This is a genomic window from Diaphorobacter sp. ED-3 (genome assembly GCF_027625375.1).
Lineage (GTDB): Bacteria > Pseudomonadota > Gammaproteobacteria > Burkholderiales > Burkholderiaceae_C > Diaphorobacter > Diaphorobacter nitroreducens.
This window is the reverse complement of sequence record NZ_CP115182.1, coordinates 435315-455493: the sequence shown is the minus strand read 5'-3', so window position 1 is coordinate 455493 and position 20179 is coordinate 435315. Positions and strand designations below refer to the sequence as shown.

Genomic DNA, 20179 nt, shown 5'->3' with positions numbered 1-20179 from the left:
CCAAAGAAGATGTGTAGGAATCTCTCGAAAACAGTCAATGCGCTGCTGCTTAGCAGGGGCGGTAGACGCCACTCGAACCGAAAGAGCAGGATCCACTGCCGAGTGAGGTGCTGACGTTAAGCGACATGACGACACTTGAATGTCCGCCAAGCGTCGCAGCGGTCGTTCATATGCTGCAGCGTCAGTGACTGGGATCAGCCTGAAGCAGCCTTCAAATGCAAGCGCCACTCGCTCATTGCGCCCTTCGCCGGTGCGCTGATACCAGTTCGCACAATTGGGCTTGTGCAACAAAGCCACTGTAAGAACACCGTTAATTATGCTATTTTATCGAAAATACGATAAAATATCTTTTTCAAGATAATTTCCGATAATTGACATGATCGCTTTCCCACGCGCCGCACTCGCCCAAGAGTTAGTCGCCGCCCTGCAAGGCAAAGCCCTGCTGGGAGACGCCCACAACGGCCTGTTCTTGGCCGCCCCCCGCCGCACCGGCAAGTCCACCTTTTTGCAAGGTGACTTACGACCCGCGCTGGAAGCAGCCGATGTGGTCGTGGTGTATGTGGATCTGTGGGCCGATACGCGACGTGACCCGGGTGGACTGATCGCCGAAGCCATTGCTCGCGCGTTGGAACCCCAATTGGGCATTGTGGCCCGAACCGCCCGCAAGGCGGGGTTGGACAAGGTGAAGGTGGGCGGGCTAGAGGTGGACACCAGCAAGATCGGCAAGATCGATGGACTCACCCTGACCGATGCGCTGCGCCTGCTGCATGACCACGCCGGCAAGCCGATCGCGCTGATCATCGACGAAGCGCAGCACGCCCTTACCAGCGAAGCCGGCGAGGCAGCCATGACTGCCTTGAAATCAGCCCGCGACCAACTCAATCAGCCCGGCGTGGTGAACCTGATGCTGGTGATGTCAGGCTCAGACCGCGACAAATTGCTGCGCTTGGTCAACACGGCCGGTGCACCGTTTTACGGCTCACAGATTCAGCGCATGCCGCCCCTGGGGCCTGACTTCATTGCCCACATAGCAGCGTTGATCGAGGCGCAGCGGCCCGAACTCAAACCGGTGGATCAGACCCTGCTGCAACAGGCATTTGAAGTGTTCGGCTTCCGTCCGCAATTTTTCATGGCCGCATTGGGCCAGGTGCTCAGTCCCCTCGCTGCCCTGACCGGGCGCTTTGAATCGGCATTGCTGGATGCGGCTCAACAACAACAAACCCACGACGAAGCGCAGATGGAGTCGGACTACCTGGGGCTGAAGCCCACCGAGCAGGCCGTGCTGTGGCGCATGCTGACGCAAGGTTCACGATACCGCCCTTACGATGCCGAAGCACTGCGCTTTTACCGGGAAAGAACTGGCCACCCAGTAAACGCTACCCAAGTTCAGCGGGCGCTGGAGGGTTTGCGACAGCGTATGCCCGCGTTGGTATGGAAGTCGGCCCGCGGTGAATACGCGCTAGAAGACGTGGCCATGCACCGCTGGTTTGAAAAGCGCGGCGGCGCAGGAAAGTGGCCACCCACACCGCCACAGGGCGTGCTGCCCCTTGATGATGATTGAATACAGGGCAGAAGGGAACAGCCCTCTTGTCCCATCGACCAGTTGCTGATCACATGCATAAAGTTACCGGGCAGTCAGCTTCTGATCGGACGCGCTCAATGGGCATTGACAAAGAGCCATCAGCTCCGCTAGATTAGCGCGAGCTAGCTTTATGGCCTGCTGGTGTGAGCCCGCCGCACCAAAAATACTTGCGGGCCCCTGAACAAGCTGGGCCCGATCCCAGCAAAAGGCCCCTAGGCCGGATATTTCTGCTTGCGCAGATATAAATTTCGTGGGCTTTTGCTCGCGATGGCTTTTTTGCCAAAAGTCTCTTTGAGGTCGTCCTGTACCTCAGTGGAGGGCGTTCGACTGAACGATCTCCGATGTCCGGAAATTAGGCCAGCAAAGCCAAGCCCCAAAAGTTGCCCTGATTAGGGGCTATCAATGCGGCGCGCTCACGCGCGCCCCTTCAATGCTGCCCGCCTGACGCGTACCACGTTCGGGCCGGCGCAGCCACATCACGAGCGGCGTCACGCCGCCCCCCTTGATGCCCGACACCTCGGCTGGCGCCGATCGAGGTGCATCCGCGCGCGCCTACATGGCCCTTCCCCCCTTTCTCGGCCCGGCTTTTTCTATGGAGTTGCTATGACTATTCCGGCGTCCTTCGTTTTCGCTCACACCTCCGTTGCCGTGGAGGGGCCTGATGCTGCGCGACTGCTTTTGAGCATCATTCCGGCGCCACCGCATCAACCGGGCATCGGCTTAGTCGCTAAAAATACCTTGACCTGCCTGACGGCACTGCTGATCGAAGTTCCCGCTGCCGGATCTCATCTCGCGCAACATATCTCGTTGCTTGGCAAGTTGAGCGACGATTCAGGCGCCTGCATTGCTCAGCCCAATGCAATGCTCGGCCTCGCGAGCGATTACCCAGCCTGGGCGTGGTTCGTATCTGCGAGCTTTCCTTACGCGCATCGACTCCAGAGCTTGGTCGGCAAGCATTTAGTCGCGGCCCTCCTGAAAGAAGCCTCCATAGAAAAGAGCTTCGTTCAAAAACTGCGCAAGCTCATCAAACAATCACACGACGAGATCCTGACAAACCAGCAGTTCGAAGCGGAGGTCACCAAGCTTGAAGGGCAAGCACATCAAAAGCTCCTGCAGTTGCTGGCGTTGCACTCCTGCTCCACGAACAGCGCGCAACTGTCATTTAACGCAGCGGTGACCTCCTGCCTTTCCAATCGACTGAGCTCCCTACGTCAAACCGAGCGCCAGGCCGTAGATACCGGCCAAACACTCAGCCGCAGCGAGCTCACACGCACCGTCGTCCTTCTTCTCGACCAAGCACAGCAGGGTCACTCTGATGACCTGGTCACCCTCATCTGCCTATGCGTTGGCCTCGGCCTAAACCTCGGCAAGCGAATACCACTGGTTTCCGGAGAAAGCGGACAAGGCTGGATGGCCTGGATCGATCCGGTTGCAGGCTCAACATACGTGGACTTGTCATTCGCACTGGCAGGTCTTGGTAAACGTTCAAGCCCGCGGCATCAAGCGTCCACGCTGATCCTGAAGCGCCCACTGCCGCAGGGTGTTGCCACCATGCTGCGAGAGGCCCACACGCAAAACAGCCAGTTGCGCACGCTCGCCGATCTGTGCATTAACAAACCAACCAGCCGCAAAAAAATCTCGTTGCCGGGGGTTCATCACAGCGCTTCGTTGGCCGGACTGATGAACTCCGCGCGATCGATTTCATTAGCGACCACCGACAGGCGTGATATCTCTGCCTACGCGACTCTTGCCCTTGAACTGGTAAACAAATCCGATCTCCATTACGTCTGCCCACGCGAGCGCGAGATCTGGCAGGCCTGCTCCGACTTCTATGACGCCGTCGGCCTGGGGCCAGCAGTACCGCAAAGTGGTGGCAACTCCAACCTCCGCATCGGCTCCCGCCTGACACCATCGGCGGATTGGATCAAAGAAGTATTTGCAAGCGCTGGCGATGAACTGCTCGCGAAAAAGTGTGGTCGCAGGTACTCGTTGCCATCATTGATCGAGCACCACAACGCGTGCGCGCGTTACGTCGGCCTCTTGATGCAGTTTGTCGTCGGAGGCCGCGACCGCCGCCTTATCGACTTTCGTGCGAGCGTTTGGAGCAGCACCACGACCTTCGGCTTGATGGAAGACAAGCCCTTGAGTGCCACGCGAGGCACGACACCGACCCCCATCCCAGCAGCGCTCTCCGAGCAGCTCAAGCTTTGGCACGCGCACATCGCCGCGCTGGATAAGCGGCTATTGAAATTGCAAGCCCCCGGCTCTTCGGCCGCCTTTCAACTCATCCGCCAGATCAGGGAACTCCAGAACTTGCCCATGCTTTTTTTGCTGGACACGCATGGCGCCCCCGTCCCCTTGAGCTCAGATGTCCTTTTCACAGGCCCAGCCAGCCAGCTCAACCGGGACTTTGGTCGCCATTCTCTGCCGGATCTTTTGCTGGATGCGGGCATGCCATTCGAGGATATCCAAGACTGGCTCCGCCATTTCTCGCCGGGAATCTCAACGCACGAACTGAATTCCAACCGCGTCAAGTACCACAGCACCGAACGCCTTATTTCAGGCATCGACCAAGTGCTACTGGAGCTGAACATCCGACCCAGGTCCGGCCTGAGCAAGGAAATCGCTCCATGACATCTCTGTCACAACCCTGGACAACAACCAAACGAAATCCAGTCCTGATTCCGGCCTTCAGCGCTCCCGGCGGGGTCGCTCGCTTCGACAGCTTTATTCGATCGGCCGACCGGCTGGTGACTCAACTCGCGCCTTCGCATGCCCTGATCTTGTGCGCCATCCTCTACGAAGGCATAGGCTCATCCGCAGAGCTATCGAACTTCCTTCATGCCTTGGTGTCATCGCACTCCACCTGTGACGGCCACTACGTCCAATGGTCAGATGAACAGGACCGTCTGCATAGCCGGGCGCTCGATCCACGCACGCGCATCGCATTGTTCCGAGTCCCCAGTGAAACGTCGCCCAAGAAGGACCTGGACTCCTTCCATCAAGTATTGCTGAAGAACTACCCAATGGCCCAATCCCAGATGGGCAAGGACCTCTGGCATCTCATCTTCCACGACGCGCTGGCCTGGCTACATCAGCACATCCCCAATTTTTGTCTGGGGATGCTCACGGGCAGTATTCCCATCACGGCACTGCCCCGCGATGTGCTTACGCGATGGAACCTACGACAAAAGGACGTGCACTGGGAAACGCGGGATGCTGCAGATGATGATGCTCTCAGTCCCTCCCACGACGGAGCATTGGAAATACTCCTTGAGATGGAGGCGCCCATCAACCGCCGCGCTCGGTGCCTGAAGGAGATTCAAGACCTGTTTACTCTACCCAACCAGGCAACAGACATCCGGCTTTCTGATCAGCGTTGGCGAACAAGCCTGTACAGCAGGTTGGCCATGACCGCCGACTTGATTGCACGCCAAGGCACAGAAGGCGATGCGCTGGTCCTGCTGTGGGTGCACCACCTGCTCAGCGTTGGCAGCGTGCGCCTGAAGAATCCTTCCGTCGCAACAATCTCTCGCTACGTCAGCGCTACCGCGGGGCTCATCTCCGAAAACTACACTCAATGCCCGTGCTCTGCAATTCACATGGACGATGAACAGTGGATCGCCTTCTTCGATGCACTGAAGCATGCCGTTAACAGCGACCCACAACGCCCGGCCCTTGCCTCCTTCCATCAGTTTTGCATCCAGACATTTGGCGCCCCGCCGATGGCGCAGGTACTTTTTTCGGGTGACGGAAACACCACGGTAGTGCACGCCAACACGGTCTGGTCCCAAGAAATCCACGGGGCCCTGGAACTTGCCCTCACTGCCAGCAGCGATGCACGCATCTGCGCCAGTGTGCAAGCGCTGCTGGCTCTTGCCGCTATTTTTCCCCTGCGCATCGGCGAGGCACAAGCCCTACGCCTAGAGGACTTCGTCATCACTGAAGAAGGCATCGAACTCCGATACCACCCTCGGCGAGGGCAGCATCAAGGTAAAAGCTACAGCGCGAAGCGATGGATGCGCAGCTTCGGCGAGCCGGCGTGGGTGGCGTGCGTAGCCAGCTGGATCAAGCGCAGGAAGAGTGAAGAAGAGGGCAGACATGGCAAGTCTGCTCTGCTGTTTGGAGATCCCCACAGCAGCCATCGCACCTACATGTTTGCCGCCTGCAGCCGACTGGTCAACCGCGCTCTTAAGCAAGTCTGCGGCGACAAATCAGTTTCCTTCCATACGCTGCGGCACGCATGGGTCAACCGCAACATCATCCATCAGCTGGATCAGCCTTCTTCTCGTCCAAGCCCCGTTTCCTGGTTGCAAAAAGTTGCCGCTGAGGTGGGACATGCCCAAGTTCCGACAACCCTGCAGCACTATTTCCACCGACCCGACATGGCCTTGCGCTGCTCTCTGAACAGCTATTGGCAGACGAGGCCACTTACCGCTGAAGTCGCAGCCTTCTGGACCGGACGTTCCGCTGCCGCATTGCGAAAGGCTAAACAACGCAGTGAGAACAAAGCGGAATTCTTGTGGTCTTGTCTCTTCGAGACATCCACTGGGCTGGCTGTACGCCAAGCGCCGCCCCCATCTCTGCTGGCGGCGTTGCCGCCGCCACCAATAGCGTCAATCGGCCTGATGCATGTACGCAAGATCCTCTGCGATCTTCACACTGGCATACCAGTCGAGGCTGTGGCTTCTCGCTGCAGTGTCCCTTTGGCCACCGTCTTGGAAGTGATCGATCGTGCTGTATTGATCGCCAACCAGCTTCTTGTCTTGGGAAGTGTCCGTGGTCGCCGCCTGATCCTCGAACATGCCACGCGGGTGATCAAACTTGCACGGCTACTTCAGATCTTTATGGATTGCGATATTCGGCCGACGGTCACCGATGAACCTTCCTGGCAAAAGTTGGCACCTCAAAACATTGCTCCTACGTTTGCACAGCGCAATGCCGTGCGCTCATGGATGCACTGCCGCGATGGGCAAAGCATTGCATTGCGACCCGATGGATCGGCCGACGACCTTTTGCGTTGGCTGAGCGACGGCTCCGTTCCTGGCAGCTGCATTGTCCTTCGAGTTCCAATGAAGCATGTTGCTGATCCTCATTCTCGCGCTACGACTGTGCGCAGTGATTCAGCCAGAAGTGCGCAAGATCAGCTAGGACAGTACTTCGGAACCTCCGTCACGATTGAAGGGGTTCGCCAACGGAAACTCGAACAACCTCCCTACATGCTGATCTCAAGAAAGCCTTTCACCAAAACATCCAAGCCTTGCCCTTCCGCCAGATTGCGCATGGGATCTTTTCATGGCCTTATGTTTTCCATGGCCGTATGGCACGGCATGATTGGAATGGATGCGCATGAGTAAGGACCAAGAAATATTTCGGGTGTTCATCAACTCGGTGCAAAAGGCCAGAGATCCCGCCAAGGAGCAGCGGGAGATCATGCTCGTGCAGAACACGATGAACACGGTCTTGGGGCAGCTGTCTGAACAGGACCGCCTGTACTACTCTCTGGAGGTAGACCCGGGCAAACTTGACCAGTGGTTAGTGGTTTCCTGCTGTGACAGTCTTCAGCGCAGGCTCTTTGAGGACAGAAAAGCGCCTTACTCAGCATCCTCCACCGAGGATCCGCTTCTCGCTGGAACCGTCATGCAAGCGACTAACGCATTGAAGCACCTGAGAACATTGTCTACCTCGACGGGCTTGAGCCCTGATGACTTCATTGATGCCATACGCACCACTGCGCCAGCATTGATCCGCCTGCTTACGGACCGGGAAGAAACCACGAGCTTCCGGACCAGCGATGGCGTGACTATCTCTGTGGATCCAATCTACCAATCGCGAAGAACAATGCTTCCCGACCCCGTCTCCGTTCGCTTTCGTGTAGACATGGTAGGTCGCGAGAAAGCTGTTATTGAGCCGACCAAGGAACATCGATCGCAACTGAAGACCAAGAGCAAGCAGATCCAGCTTCACTGGCTTCCGCTGGAGCATCCATTTCTGTATGAAATTCTCCTGGAATCCATGGAGTCACGAGCACTCGTTGAGGTTGACGCATGCCGCTATGTCAATCGGATAGGCCAAACCGTTAATTTGTCTTTTCTTAGGATGATTGAATCGCCCGATGACTGTTGACATACATGAGGAGCGCTCGAATCTGTGCCTTTGCCTTCGGGTAATGTTTACGTTGGGGTGGCAGGGGCATCCACCGTCATTGCGGGTACGCGGAGTTCGATGCGGATGGCGCGCGGCGTGACCTCGCCTTGCTCCAACCGCTCGGCCAGAACGCGCAACGCTACGGCCTGGGCCTTCGCCATGGCATCTTCAGCCGTGGCTCCCAAGGCACGTGCTCCCGGCAGCTCCGGGACAACCTCGGCCAGAAACCGTCCGTCGTTGTCACGCATGCACTCCAACGTGTAGTTGGCGGCGCAGGGGCCAGAAGGTTGCGTTTGGCTCGTGGCCACATATATGCCGAACCAGGTAATCACGCCGCCGATAAGGCATAGGGTAATTAAGCCCACCATGGCGCATATTCCTTTCATCTTGTAGAGAACTGCCAAGCAGATCTCATGCGATACCGATCAACGCCTGCGCACCAGCATGGGTTGCCTCACTCGCCAACATAGACAGAGGCGCGATGTGTACTTTGCGTCAGGGCCTTCGCGGCGGTCTACCGCGCGAGCGGTTTAGTCCTCCGCTGCACAGCCGACTTCAAGTGAGCCCACTTGCAGTGCCCGCACAAAGATCCTGCAGTCTTGCGTCCAACCTTAAAATCGTCTTGAGCTACAGTCCAATGGCATTGGAGAGCACTTCGTCGGTAAATCCCATGAGCGTGCCAGCGCGAAGCGCACCTTGCGTCAACACATGGTCTTCGATCAACAGCGCCGGGGTAACGAGCCAAAGCGTTCAGACGCCCAAAGCGCTTTCGTCCACTGGCCACTGCAGCTCTCGCGCAACCCTGCGCATGATCCATACGCACTGCGCATCTGTGCACCATCGCTTGGCCAGAAGACCTTTTAACGCAGTCTTCACCGTCGCTTCCTGGCCCCCTTCAAAGGTGGGCAGCTTTCGCTGGCAGTACGGAACCATCTGCGAGACCAGGTCGTCACACATCTGAAAGGCTGCCACGACTTCTGAGGGCGAAGTACCTGGCGCATAGAACTTTCCATCTTCCTCAACGAGGCTCATCTTCGGCTGGGCGCCTCCAATGGCAGAGGGAACCGCAGTCACCGGGAAATCATCCGGCACGCCTGGATAGCTGGCACGGTCAATCGTCATATCAATTCCTTGCGTACTACTTCGCCATACAGCCGGTACTGCCCTGTCCATTCAAGCCTCTTCAGGCCTTCACTTCAGGGGCAGTGTGGTGGGCGGGAGCCAGTACGGCCCGCTCGCGCAGCCAGCTTGCTTTGTCGTATACAAAGTCCGGAAACTCTTGGGTCAAGGTGGTTTTCTGCAAGATGAGTTCTCGGGCCAAGTGCGCCACTTCTGCCAGCTCCTTTTCATTTCTTACTTCAAACGGTGCCACAAGGCTGACACCCATCGCCCAACTGAGACGCTCCCATTTCCATGAGGGCCGAACCTCCAAGTCAATCCCATCCCGGGTCAGCCGTTCTTCAATTTTCTGAAGCTTTGCGTAGTGCTGTGTCTGGGCCTCGGAAGGTGCGCGGCTGGTGAAGCTGCTCAGTTTTTTCCGCTTGCTCGACTTGCCAACCATCTTGTAGCCTTTGGTCCCGCCCTCAAAGAGCCAGTCATCCCGTGGGCCGTCACCCGCCTCGTCCCAAGCCATGGAAGAAATAGCCTCCCCATAGGTGTGTCGAGGGTGATGCCACCAGACGATGATGCGCCGCCCGTTGAGGATGAAACCCACGTCATCCCAATACGACAGACTTTCAGGCCCCATGTTCCAGTAGGCGTGCGGGATGAACAGACCGCCATCTGAAAGACGCCACTGTTGCATGCGGTGATACTCACGCATGCGCCTACCCAAATACTCATAATGCGGATTTCTCATGTGGATTCCTTGGTCAACCCTTGGGTGCTAAGGCCCAGGCAGACGTCGACAGGCGCAGCCAGGGACCCAGTGTTTCCTTCAAACAACTGTGGCAAAGATCGATATCCACCCGCGTTCCATCGCCCAGGGGCGATCCCCAGCCCGCGTCGAACCCCAGCTGCAGGAAGTTGTTCAGGCCATCGCCCTCATCGTGTCGCGCCTGCGTTCCACAGCGGTCGCAAATGAGTTCCGCGACGAACGGTGTCGACATCAATTCATGAACTCTCATTTTGTGCACCTTGATTGATAGCTAAGGCATCTGCATCATCACACTGCCAAGCGCAGCCTGTATACGCGCTACCTGCTGCGGGTCAGCCGTGTCGTCATGTTCCATCCCCAGCACTTGAGCAAGTGTGTATCCCAGATCCGCGTGGCAGCGTCGCAGTTGCCTGAGGGGCTCTTCCAGTAACGCTTTGTGTGCCGAGGCTATGCGGCTGCGATAGAAGCGCATGGTTTCGGCATTCTGGGCAGCAGGCCGCCCCAGGACTTGTTGGTAGGCACACCAATAGTAGCCACAGGATTGCACAAAGGCGGCGACTGCTGCCAACTCTCTTTCGTGGCGGTGCAACAGTCTCGGGTAACGGCTCGCTTGGTTTGCGGCGCGTTCGCAAAGGTCCAGAGGCATGGTCGCCGGCTCTCCCGCAGGAGTTGCCACGGGATGAAGATAGGCACGCACCAGGCCATCATCGCCAAAAAGATTGCGAATGAATGCGTTCAGCGCGCCCTGTGCAGCATCGGGCATACGAGCGTAGATCTCGTCGCGATATTGCGTGATCACGTCACAGTCATGTTGCTGCACGCGCTCCGACATGAGCGTGCGGAGGGAGATGCGGTTACGGTTTCGATGCAAGTGAAGTGATGCGGTCATATGAAACTCCTTGGCACTCGAAGTGCAGATTCGGCCAATCGGGCTTACAGGGTGGGCGCAGGCAAGGCTCCGCCCTGCCCTGCGCGTCGGGCACTTGGCGTAGGTTCAAAAAAGCGATGTGGTTAGGTAGTGGTTGCCACTGCCGGTGAAGCCTCAAGCGCCAGGATCACGGGGGTCACGTTCCCCGTGACGGGCGCTAACGAGATGTGCTGCTTGAGCAAGCGCTCCATGGCAGAGCCGTCCCGGCGCGTCAGGTTGGGCACATACCGGCTGTAGACACGGAACAGCATTTCGGTGCTGGTGTGACCCAACTGTCGCGCAATCCATTCCGGCGCTTCCCCGGCAGCAAGCCACAGCGTTGCCGCCGTATGCCGCATCTGGTAGGCCCTGCGGTGCTCCAACCCCAGGTGACGTAGCAGCGGCGCCCAGACCCGGTTGAGGAAGTTCTGGTTATCAATGGGCTTGCCACTGCGCAAGCTGAATACATACTCCGAGTCAGGGTGCCGAGTCTTGAACTGCGCCTGCAGGGCATCGAACACCATCTCGTTCATCTGGATGTCGCGCATGCTGCCATCCGTCTTGAGCTCGTCTTCCTCGTTGAGCACGATCGACTCACGCACCAGGATGAGCCGACGCTCGAAATCGATGTACTTCCATTTGAGACCATGCACCTCTCCGGTTCGCATTCCTGTGAAAAAGCGCACGGTGAAGTAGTTGCGATAGTCCGCCCTCGCGGTGGACAGGATGCGCTGCACGTCCTCCAGCGTGAAGGGCATGACATCGCTGCGCTTCATCTTCAAGGGTTTGATATTGCGGAAGGCGGACGTAAACTCGAACCGGTCGGCCGCTTCGTTAAGGATCTGTCGCAAAGGCTTCATGATGGAGTTGATGCGTCGGTTGGATAGGGTGTTGCTGGACTTTCGGGCGGGAACTTTGGCGAGTGAAGCCCGAAATGCCAGTACGTCTGCCTTGGTGATCTGGCCGACCTCCTTGTCCCCGAAAAAGGGGATCAGGTATTTGTCCAGTGCACCGCGTTGCGTGATGCTGTAGCTGCGCCGCCATGTCACCTCGGCCTCTACGAACCACACCTCGGCGAAGTCGCTAAACAGCGGGGTTGTGCTGGGAGGCTGCTTCAACGCGCCTGGTGCAGGCCCGGCAAGCATGGGCTCCTGCGGGGGGTCTGTCTCCACGGCAGGCAAGGGTTTGCCGAAGGTTTTTTGGTAATCGAAGGCGCCCAGGGCGATTTCTCCTTCGATGCGCTCCAGCACCTTCAGTAAGCGCTTGCGGTTGGCTGAGGTGTCGGGCAACGTGGTGTATTCCCGCAGCCGCTGCCCCGCATATCGGAAGTCCAGGAACAGCGTCCCTTTACTTTCCAGGCGGCGGATACTACCCATGAATCACACCTCCATTGGCCAGCGGTATGCCCTCTGCACATACGGCCGAATACTGAGTCATGTCTGTTTCGATGTGCTCCCAGATATAGAGAGTTTTGCGTCCACCGAAAGGGCGGATGTAATGCCGACCCTCAAGTAGGACGCTGTCCTTGAGCCTGTCCCGGATGGTCCGTGCGTCGTACTTGATGCGGTCTGACAACTCGTCAGTGGTCAGATAGGTACACGATGTCATTTCTCTCTCCTTGCAATGGTGGACAATCAGGATTCAAAAAAGTCACGCACTGCGTTTTTTTGTCATCCTGGATGGCATTATGAGCGCGAAATCGCCCTTGTCAATGACTTTTTGTCGTTCTGAGCGATATTTCTACATGGAGAATGTCTTGATCAAGTGTCACCTGTCCAGGCTTATGGGAGAACGAAAGCTCAAGATCAGCGACCTTGCGCGGGACACTGGTCTCCATAGGAACACCATCACGCTGCTCTACCAGGAGACGGCTACACGAGTTGATCTGGATGCGATCAACACCTTGTGTGGCTACTTCAGCGTTCCGGTAGGTGAATTGTTCGAATACGTCCCAGACAGTACGTCGGACCAAGAATGACAACCCGTCCCCTGCGGCACAACACGAAGTTGCCTCAGAGATCTGCGTATAACCACCATCAATGAACCAACAAACCCTCTCCGCCTTCATCTGGTCCGTGGCCGACCTGCTGCGCGGCGACTACAAGCAATCCGACTACGGCAAGGTCATCCTGCCCTTCACCGTGCTGCGCCGCCTCGACTGCGTGCTCGAATCGACCAAGCCCGCCGTGTTGACCGAGCTGGCCGACAAAGAAAAGCAGGGCGTCAACCCCGAGCCCTTCCTGCTGCGCAAGGCGGGCCAGAGCTTCTACAACACCTCCACGCTGGACCTGAAAAAGCTCCTGGGCGACCCCGACCACATTGCGCAAAACCTGTTCAGCTACGTGCAGGCGTTCTCGCCCGCCGTGCGTGACGTGTTTGAGCATTTTGAATTTCACACCCAGGTCGAGCGGCTGGCCAAGGCCGGGCTGCTCTACCAGGTGGCAGAAAAGTTCACCCAGATCGACCTGCACCCCGAGGTGGTCAGCAACATGCAGATGGGGCTGGTGTTTGAAGAGCTGATCCGCAAGTTCGCCGAAATCAGCAACGAGACCGCCGGGGAGCACTTCACCCCGCGTGAAGTCATCCGGCTGATGGTCAACCTGATCTTCATTGAAGACGACGCCATCCTCAGCAAGCCCGGCGTGGTGCGCACCATTTACGACCCCACAGCAGGCACCGGCGGCATGCTCAGCGTGGCGGGCGAATACCTGGCCGAGCACAACCCCCAGGCGCGCCTCACCGTCTTTGGCCAGGAGCTCAACCCCGAGTCCTATGCCATCTGCAAGGCCGACATGCTGATCAAGGGCCAGGACGTGGCCAACATCGCCTTTGGCAACACGCTCAGCGACGACGGCCATGGCCACAAGAAATTTGACTACATGCTGTCCAACCCGCCCTTTGGCGTGGAGTGGAAGAAGGTCGAGAAGGAAGTGCGCAAAGAGCACGAAAGCCAGGGCTACAACGGCCGCTTTGGCCCCGGCCTGCCCCGCGTGAGCGATGGCTCCATGCTGTTTTTGCTGCACCTGCTCAGCAAGATGCGCCCCGCGACCGAGGGTGGTAGCCGCTTCGGCATCGTGCTTAACGGCTCGCCGCTGTTCACCGGCGGCGCGGGCTCGGGCGAATCCGAGATCCGCCGCTACGTGCTGGAGAACGACTTGTGCGAGGCCATCGTCGGCCTGCCCACCGACATGTTCTACAACACCGGCATCAGCACCTACGTCTGGATCATCAGCAACCGCAAGCCCGCAGCGCGCAAGGGCAAGGTGCAGCTGATTGATGCGTCCGGCATGTGGCAGAAGATGCGCAAAAGCCTCGGCTCCAAGCGCAAGGAACTCAGCGACGCCCACATCGAGCGCATCACCCGCCTGTTTGGCGACTTTGCCGAGGCGGAGCAAGACGGCATCCCCATCAGCCGCATCTTCGACAACGAAGCCTTTGGCTACCACGCCATCACCGTCGAACGCCCGCTGCGCGACGAAGCGGGCAACGTGGTGCTGGGCATCAAGGGCAAGCAAAAGGGTAAACCCCAGCCCGACGCGAGCTTGCGCGACACCGAGAACGTGCCCTACACCGAAGACGTGAGCGAGTATTTCAAGCGCGAGGTGCTGCCCCACGCGCCCGACGCCTGGATCGACCCCGACAAGACCAAGGTGGGCTACGAAATCCCGTTCAACCGGCACTTCTACGTGTTCAAGCCCCCGCGTCCGCTGGCCGAGATTGACGCGGAACTGAAGCAGACCACCGACCGCATTTTGGACATGATCAAGGGGCTGTCGGCATGAGTTTTCTGCGATACCCGAAGTACAAGGTCAGTGGGGTGGAGTGGCTGGGTGAGGTGCCGGCGCATTGGGAGGTCGTGAAGGTACGTTGGCTTTGCGAGATAAAAAAACGAATCGTTGGCGAGCTGGGGTTCGATGTGCTGTCGATTACTCAAAAGGGAATCCGAGTCAAAGACACGGAAAGCAACGACGGGCAGCTATCGATGGACTACACAAAGTACCAACTCGTCGAGGTTGGCGACTTTGCAATGAACCATATGGACTTGCTGACTGGCTATGTTGACCTGTCCTCAATCGTTGGTGTGACTAGCCCCGATTACCGGGTTTTCTCCATTCGCGATCCCAGTGTCTGTCATCCCAAGTACGTTCTATACCTTCTTCAGAATGGGTATCTGAATAAAGTCTTTTTTGCTTTCGGACAGGGAAGTTCTCAGCTTGGGCGATGGAGACTCCCCACCGATCAGTTCAATGATTTTTGGTTTCCTTTGCCATCCCCCGAAGAACAATGAGCCATCGCCACCTTCCTCGACAACGAAACCGCCAAGATTGACGCGCTGGTGGCCGAGCAGGAAAAGCTGATCGCCCTGCTGCAGGAAAAGCGCCAGGCCGTCATCTCCCACGCCGTGACCAAGGGGCTGGACCCGAGCGTGACTATGAAGGACTCGGGCGTGGAGTGGCTGGGGGAGGTGTCGGTGCATTGGGAGGTTTGTGCATTGCGGCGCGTGATCGCAGCAATCGAACAAGGTTGGAGCCCGGAATGCTATGCCCGCGAAGCTGAAGAGCAGGAATGGGGCGTGCTCAAGGCCGGTTGTTTGAATGGCGGAAATTTTCGGCCATCTGAAAACAAAGCCCTGCCGCCGGAGTTGCCTCCAGAAGAGGCATACGAAGTCCGAGTTGGCGATGTGCTCATGTCCCGCGCCAGTGGCTCTCCTGAGTTGGTGGGGTCCACTGCTTTGGTCAAAGCCACCCGAGAGCGGCTCATGCTCTCGGACAAGATCTTTCGACTCAAGTTGAAAGAGTTCGTCAACGCAGCTTTTTTTGTTGCGGCACTCAACTCGCGCCCATTGCGGATTCAGATCGAGAACGCTCTGAGCGGTGGCAATGGCATGGCGAACAACCTGCCGCAGTCGAGCTTGCTGACTTTTGCAATGGCGGTGCCGCCACTGGCAGAGCAAGCGACGATCACAGTGTTTTTGGAGCAAGAAACCGCCAAGCTCGACACCCTGACCGCCGAAGCCCGCTCTGCCATCACCCTCCTGCAAGAACGCCGCACCGCCCTGATCTCCGCCGCCGTCACCGGCCAGATCGACGTGCGCGGGCTGGCGGGCAGCGCAAATGCTCCTGATTCAGTAGCTGCCAGCGCTTATCCAGCAAGCGCTTGAGGCCAATTTTGCTTCAAACCCACCCTATCCCCTTGCCGCATGAAGCCTTCAAGGCAACCATCGTCGCCTTATGAGCAACAAACAGAACGGACCGCCATAGCGCCCTTGCATGGGCAGATGGGTAGTGAACCGGCGGCCAGGAAACTGAGAAATAAATCGCCCATCCCCGCATTTCTGAGAAAAATCCCCTGGCGCTGAAAATTCCCCCCGATTGTTCGGGCGCAACGCCGACGCCAAGTTCTGCGGGCGCTGTCCAGCAAGGCGCCTCCACGCAAACGCCCTCTGACAGCCCTCCTGCTACCATTCAGTCATCTCATTTCCAGACGGTCCCTCACCCAAGGTTTTTCATGCAAGCGCCCAACATGCAAGCACGCCAAGGCAAGCAAGCGCAGGACGAAGCGCTGCGGTCCTTGCACCGCTATGTCTACGAGCAGCTGCAGTCAGACCGCAAGGATGAGATCCTGCAACATGCGCGCCAGCGCATCGGGCTGTGGAAACAGGGCCGCCTGTGCAGCGATTACTACATCCGGTTTTGGTCTGGTGTGGTGAGCTCGGGCGACAGTGCTGTTTACAAGCAGAAAGTGCTGGAAGCGTCGGAGCGCCGCTCGCTGGGAATGATGCAGAACACGCCCTTTTCGTTCTTGCTGCGGGAATTGCGTTGAACCGCGAACAGCTTCATGCACTGCTGACGCAGGCCAAAGCCATCGTTCACCACACAGACTTCGTGATCGTTGGCTCGCTCTCCATCCTGGGCGCCGTCAGCGACCCACCCCGCACGATGGTGATGTCCATTGATGTGGATACCTATCTGAAGAACGACCCCCAGCGCACCTACGAACTGGCCCAGGCACTGGGCCAGGGCTCTGTGTTCGAGGATGAATTCGGTTATTACCTGGACCCGGTATCCCCCAGCCTGCCCTCGTTCCCGGAGGGGTGGCAGGAGAGGTTGATTCCGCTGGATTTCGGTGACGTGAAGGCTTTTTTTGTGCAGCCTGACGATGTGGCAGTTTCCAAGTACATGCGCGGCGAAGAACGCGACCTGCGTTGGCTGCTCGCTGGCCTGAAAAGTGGGCTCCTCGACATGCACACCATTGAACGTCGGATTGCGAGCGCACCGGCATTGGAAGGGGAGCTGCCCGCTGCCCGCAAAAGGATGGCGCGGCATCGCAAGGCATTGAAGCTCACCTGACCCCCGCTGAATCCAAGGCCAGGCATGGAGTGCAGTCACGGTGTCCCCATGAGACAAACAGCATCGGAAGGAACCTGCAGCCCATGAGCTTGCACAACGAAATCGCGTTCGAGACCGACATCTGCAACCACCTGGCAGCGCAGGGCTGGCTCTATAGTGAACCAGGCACCGAGGGCGACGCCAGCGGCTACGACACCCCCCGCGCCCTGTACCCCGCCGACCTGCTGGCCTGGGTGCAGGCCACGCAGCCGCAAGCCTGGGAGGCGCTGGTCAAGAACCACGGCGCAGCGGCCCCGGCCATGCTGCTGGACCGCCTGCGCAAGGCGCTGGACGACCGGGGCACGCTCGAAGTGCTGCGAGTGGGCATCGACCTGCTGGGGCTCAAGAGCCCGCTCAAGCTGGCGCAGTTCAAGCCCGCGCTGGCCATGAACCCGGATTTGCAGGCCCGCTACGCCGCCAACCGCCTGCGCGTGGTGCGCCAGTGCCGCACCGGGCACGATGACGTGATCGACCTGGTGCTGTTCTTGAACGGCATCCCCGTGGCCACGGCGGAGCTCAAAACCGACTTCACGCAGGACATGAACGCGGCGGTGGACCAGTACCGCTTTGACCGCATCCCCAAACCCAAGGGCCGGCCGTTTGCCGAGCCATTGCTGGACTTTCCGCGTGGTGCGTTGGTCCACTTTGCCGTGAGCAACCGCACAGTGATGATGGCCACGCGCCTGCAAGGCCCCGCCACGCGCTTTCTGCCCTTCAACCAGGGCGATCACGGCGGTGCGGGCAACCCGCCCAACCCCGCAGGCCACCGCACGGCCTACCTGTGGGAGCAGGTGTGGCAGCGCGATAGCTGGCTGGAGATATTGGGGCGCTACCTCGTCACCCAGCGCGACAGCAAGAAGAAGGTGACGGGCTTCATCTTCCCGCGCTACCACCAGCTCGATGCCACGCGCAAGCTGCAGGCCGCCGTGCTGGCCGAGGGGGCTGGGCATAAATACCTGATCCAGCACAGCGCGGGCAGCGGCAAGACCAATTCGATTGCCTGGACGGCGCACTTTCTGGCCGACCTGCACGATGCGCAGAACCATAAGCTGTTCGACAGCGTGCTGGTGGTCAGCGACCGCAACGTGCTCTATGCGCAGCTGCAAGAGGCCATCTTCGACTTCGAGCGCACCAAGGGCGTGGTGGCCACCATCAAGGGTGACGCGGGCAGCAAGAGCGGCGAGCTGGCCGAGGCACTGGGCGGCGGCAAGAAGATTGTGGTGTGCACCATCCAGACCTTCCCATTCGCCCTCAAGGCCGTGCAGGAGCTGGCCGCCACGCAGGGCAAGCGCTTTGCCGTGATTGCCGACGAGGCGCACAGCAGCCAGACGGGCGAGGCCGCATCCAAGCTCAAGCAGCTGCTGAGCGCAGAAGAACTGAAAGACCTGGCCGACGGTGGTGAGGTGGGCACCGAAGACCTGTTGGCCGCGCAGATGGCGGCGCGCGCCAACGACACCGGCATCACGTATGTGGCCTTCACCGCCACGCCCAAGTCCAAGACACTGGAGCTGTTTGGCCGCCGCCCCAACCCCGAGCAACCCGCCGGGCCGGGCAACCTGCCCGCACCGTTCCACATCTACAGCATGCGCCAGGCCATCGAGGAGGGCTTCATCCTCGATGTGCTGAAGAACTACACGCCCTACAAGCTGGCCTTCAAGCTGGCCAACAACGGCAAGGAGTGGGACGAGAAAGAGGTTGAGCGCAACGAGGCCATGAAGGGCTTGATGCGCTGGGTGCGCCTGCACCCCTACAACATCAGCCAGAAGGTGGCGGTGGTGGTGGAGCACTTCCGCGAGAACGTGCAGCCCCTGCTCGACGGCCACGCCAAGGCCATGGTGGTGGTGGGCAGCCGGCAAGAGGCGGTGCGCTGGCAACTGGCCATCCAGAACTACATCCAGGACAACGGCTACCCACTGGGCGCGCTGGTGGCTTTCTCGGGCGAGGTAAACGACCCGCAGAGCCTGCCTGACCCGGTGTCGGAGAACAGCACCGCGCTGAACCCGAACCTCAAGGGCCGCGACATGCGCGAGGCGTTTGCCACCGATGAATACCAAATCCTGCTCGTGGCCAACAAGTTCCAGACCGGGTTTGACCAGCCGCTCTTGTGCGGCATGTACGTGGACAAGCGCCTGGGCGGCATCCAGGCGGTGCAGACCCTGAGCCGCCTGAACCGCGCCTACAGCGGGCCATTCGACCTCAAAGACACGACCTACATCCTCGACTTTGTGAACGAGCCCGACGATGTTCTGGCAGCGTTCAAGACCTATTACGAAACCGCCGAGCTGGCCGGGGTGACCGACCCGCATCTGGTCTATGACCTGCGCGCCAAGCTCGATGCCTCGGGCCACTACGACGAGTTCGAGGTCGAGCGCGTGGTGCTGGCCGAGATGAACCCCAAGGCCACGCAGGCCATGCTGGTGGCCGCCATCGAGCCCGTGGCCGACCGGCTGCTCAAGCGCTACAAGGCGGCGCGGCAGAACCTGCAGGATGCAGAGGCCAGCACTATCCCAGACGGCCCGGCAGCACAAGCCGCCAAGGATGAACTGGCGGCCCTCACCCTGTTCAAGCGCGACCTGGGCACCTTCGTGCGCGTGTACGCCTTCCTGGGCCAAGTATTCGACTACGGCAACACCGCCATCGAAAAGCGCGCCATCTTCTTCAAGCGCCTGCTGCCCCTGCTGGACTTCGGCCGGGAGCGCGAAGGGGTGGACCTGTCGAAGGTGGTGCTGACCCACCACCGGCTGAAGGAGCAAGGCCAGCGCAGCCTGGCGCTGCACGACACCGACGGCGACTACAAGCTGCAGCCCCTGACCGACACCGGCGCGGGCGCGGTGCAGGACAAGATGAAAGTGCTGCTATCAGAGATCGTTGCCAAGGTGAACGACCTGTTCGACGGCGAACTCAGCGACGACGACCGGCTGGTGTATGTGAACCACGTCAAAGGCAAACTGCTGGAGTCCGACATCCTGGTGCAACAGGCCAGCAACAACAGCAAGGGCCAGTTCGACAACTCACCCGACCTGGACAGCGCACTGACCGACGCCATCATCGACGCCTTTGATGCCTACACCACCATGAGCAAACAGGCGCTGGACAGCGAGCGGGTGCGCTCCGGGCTCAAGGCCATCTTGCTGGGGCCGGCGCAGTTGTATGAGGTGTTGAGGGAGCGGGGGGGCAACAGATTCAATGCTCAGTAGCCATGTCTTGCGCTCGTGAAACGCTACTAGGCTCAGTGGAGTTGATTTCTATGGGGCTGGCAGGTGATGGCCAAGAGCAAG

General features: G+C 59.1%; 18 protein-coding genes. 11 read left to right on the top strand and 7 right to left on the bottom strand.

Going from position 1 to position 20179, the window contains the following annotated elements:
- The first annotated feature begins 376 nt into the window (after window positions 1-376).
- From PCQ86_RS02235 to PCQ86_RS02220, 4 genes are all read left to right on the top strand, one after another.
- Complete coding sequence (locus PCQ86_RS02235) at window positions 377-1561, top strand: ATPase (RefSeq protein ID WP_066785869.1); 1185 nt, start codon at window positions 377-379, stop codon at window positions 1559-1561.
- Window positions 1562-2185: 624 nt separating this feature from the next.
- The gene (locus PCQ86_RS02230; protein ID WP_270174772.1) at window positions 2186-4216 is read left to right on the top strand and encodes a hypothetical protein; all 2031 of its coding nucleotides are present in this window, start codon (window positions 2186-2188) and stop codon (window positions 4214-4216) included.
- Window positions 4213-6939 (top strand): hypothetical protein, encoded by a 2727-nt coding sequence (locus PCQ86_RS02225; protein ID WP_270174771.1) that lies wholly within the window; start codon window positions 4213-4215, stop codon window positions 6937-6939. Before PCQ86_RS02230 ends, PCQ86_RS02225 begins: the two co-directional genes overlap by 4 nt.
- Entirely contained in the window at window positions 6932-7708 is a 777-nt protein-coding gene (locus tag PCQ86_RS02220; protein WP_086926340.1) for a hypothetical protein, read from the top strand. The genes PCQ86_RS02225 and PCQ86_RS02220 overlap by 8 nt, the downstream gene beginning before the upstream one ends.
- 47 nt (window positions 7709-7755) lie before the next feature.
- Here the strand turns inward: PCQ86_RS02220 and PCQ86_RS02215 are convergent, their stop codons facing one another.
- From PCQ86_RS02215 to PCQ86_RS02185, 7 genes are all read right to left on the bottom strand, one after another.
- A complete protein-coding gene (locus tag PCQ86_RS02215) occupies window positions 7756-8133 on the bottom strand; it encodes a type II toxin-antitoxin system HicB family antitoxin (protein ID WP_198314746.1) in 378 nt (125 codons plus the stop codon).
- A gap of 346 nt (window positions 8134-8479) precedes the next feature.
- Window positions 8480-8851, bottom strand: a complete 372-nt coding sequence (locus PCQ86_RS02210; protein ID WP_232476455.1) for a hypothetical protein — start codon at window positions 8849-8851, stop codon at window positions 8480-8482.
- Window positions 8852-8912: 61 nt separating this feature from the next.
- Window positions 8913-9587 (bottom strand): hypothetical protein, encoded by a 675-nt coding sequence (locus PCQ86_RS02205; protein ID WP_270174770.1) that lies wholly within the window; start codon window positions 9585-9587, stop codon window positions 8913-8915.
- Between the two features lie 13 nt (window positions 9588-9600).
- Window positions 9601-9837 (bottom strand): hypothetical protein, encoded by a 237-nt coding sequence (locus PCQ86_RS02200; RefSeq protein WP_094122685.1) that lies wholly within the window; start codon window positions 9835-9837, stop codon window positions 9601-9603.
- Window positions 9838-9876: 39 nt separating this feature from the next.
- Window positions 9877-10494 carry a hypothetical protein gene (locus PCQ86_RS02195; protein WP_139285381.1) on the bottom strand — a complete coding sequence of 206 codons (618 nt, stop codon included), beginning with the start codon at window positions 10492-10494 and terminating at the stop codon, window positions 9877-9879.
- A 122-nt stretch (window positions 10495-10616) separates the two neighbouring features.
- Window positions 10617-11888 (bottom strand): site-specific integrase, encoded by a 1272-nt coding sequence (locus PCQ86_RS02190; protein ID WP_086926343.1) that lies wholly within the window; start codon window positions 11886-11888, stop codon window positions 10617-10619.
- A complete protein-coding gene (locus PCQ86_RS02185) occupies window positions 11881-12120 on the bottom strand; it encodes a hypothetical protein (protein WP_026437435.1) in 240 nt (79 codons plus the stop codon). Before PCQ86_RS02185 ends, PCQ86_RS02190 begins: the two co-directional genes overlap by 8 nt.
- Before the next feature lie 79 nt (window positions 12121-12199).
- Here PCQ86_RS02185 and PCQ86_RS02180 point away from each other — a divergent pair, with 79 nt between their 5' ends.
- The 7 genes from PCQ86_RS02180 (at window position 12200) to PCQ86_RS02150 (ending at window position 20098) form a co-directional block, all read left to right on the top strand.
- The gene (locus PCQ86_RS02180; RefSeq protein WP_333489927.1) at window positions 12200-12490 is read left to right on the top strand and encodes a helix-turn-helix domain-containing protein; all 291 of its coding nucleotides are present in this window, start codon (window positions 12200-12202) and stop codon (window positions 12488-12490) included.
- A gap of 61 nt (window positions 12491-12551) precedes the next feature.
- A complete protein-coding gene (locus tag PCQ86_RS02175) occupies window positions 12552-14294 on the top strand; it encodes a type I restriction-modification system subunit M (protein ID WP_270174769.1) in 1743 nt (580 codons plus the stop codon).
- Window positions 14291-14800: a hypothetical protein gene (locus PCQ86_RS02170; RefSeq protein WP_270174768.1), complete on the top strand. Its 510-nt coding sequence runs from the start codon at window positions 14291-14293 to the stop codon at window positions 14798-14800. The genes PCQ86_RS02175 and PCQ86_RS02170 overlap by 4 nt, the downstream gene beginning before the upstream one ends.
- Before the next feature lie 48 nt (window positions 14801-14848).
- Window positions 14849-15673 carry a hypothetical protein gene (locus PCQ86_RS02165; RefSeq protein ID WP_270174767.1) on the top strand — a complete coding sequence of 275 codons (825 nt, stop codon included), beginning with the start codon at window positions 14849-14851 and terminating at the stop codon, window positions 15671-15673.
- Window positions 15674-16020: 347 nt separating this feature from the next.
- Window positions 16021-16335 carry a hypothetical protein gene (locus PCQ86_RS02160; protein WP_066785924.1) on the top strand — a complete coding sequence of 105 codons (315 nt, stop codon included), beginning with the start codon at window positions 16021-16023 and terminating at the stop codon, window positions 16333-16335.
- A complete protein-coding gene (locus PCQ86_RS02155; protein WP_086926346.1) occupies window positions 16332-16862 on the top strand; it encodes a DUF6036 family nucleotidyltransferase in 531 nt (176 codons plus the stop codon). The genes PCQ86_RS02160 and PCQ86_RS02155 overlap by 4 nt, the downstream gene beginning before the upstream one ends.
- Before the next feature lie 83 nt (window positions 16863-16945).
- Window positions 16946-20098, top strand: a complete 3153-nt coding sequence (locus tag PCQ86_RS02150) for a type I restriction endonuclease subunit R (RefSeq protein ID WP_270174766.1) — start codon at window positions 16946-16948, stop codon at window positions 20096-20098.
- Window positions 20099-20179: the final 81 nt, after the last annotated feature.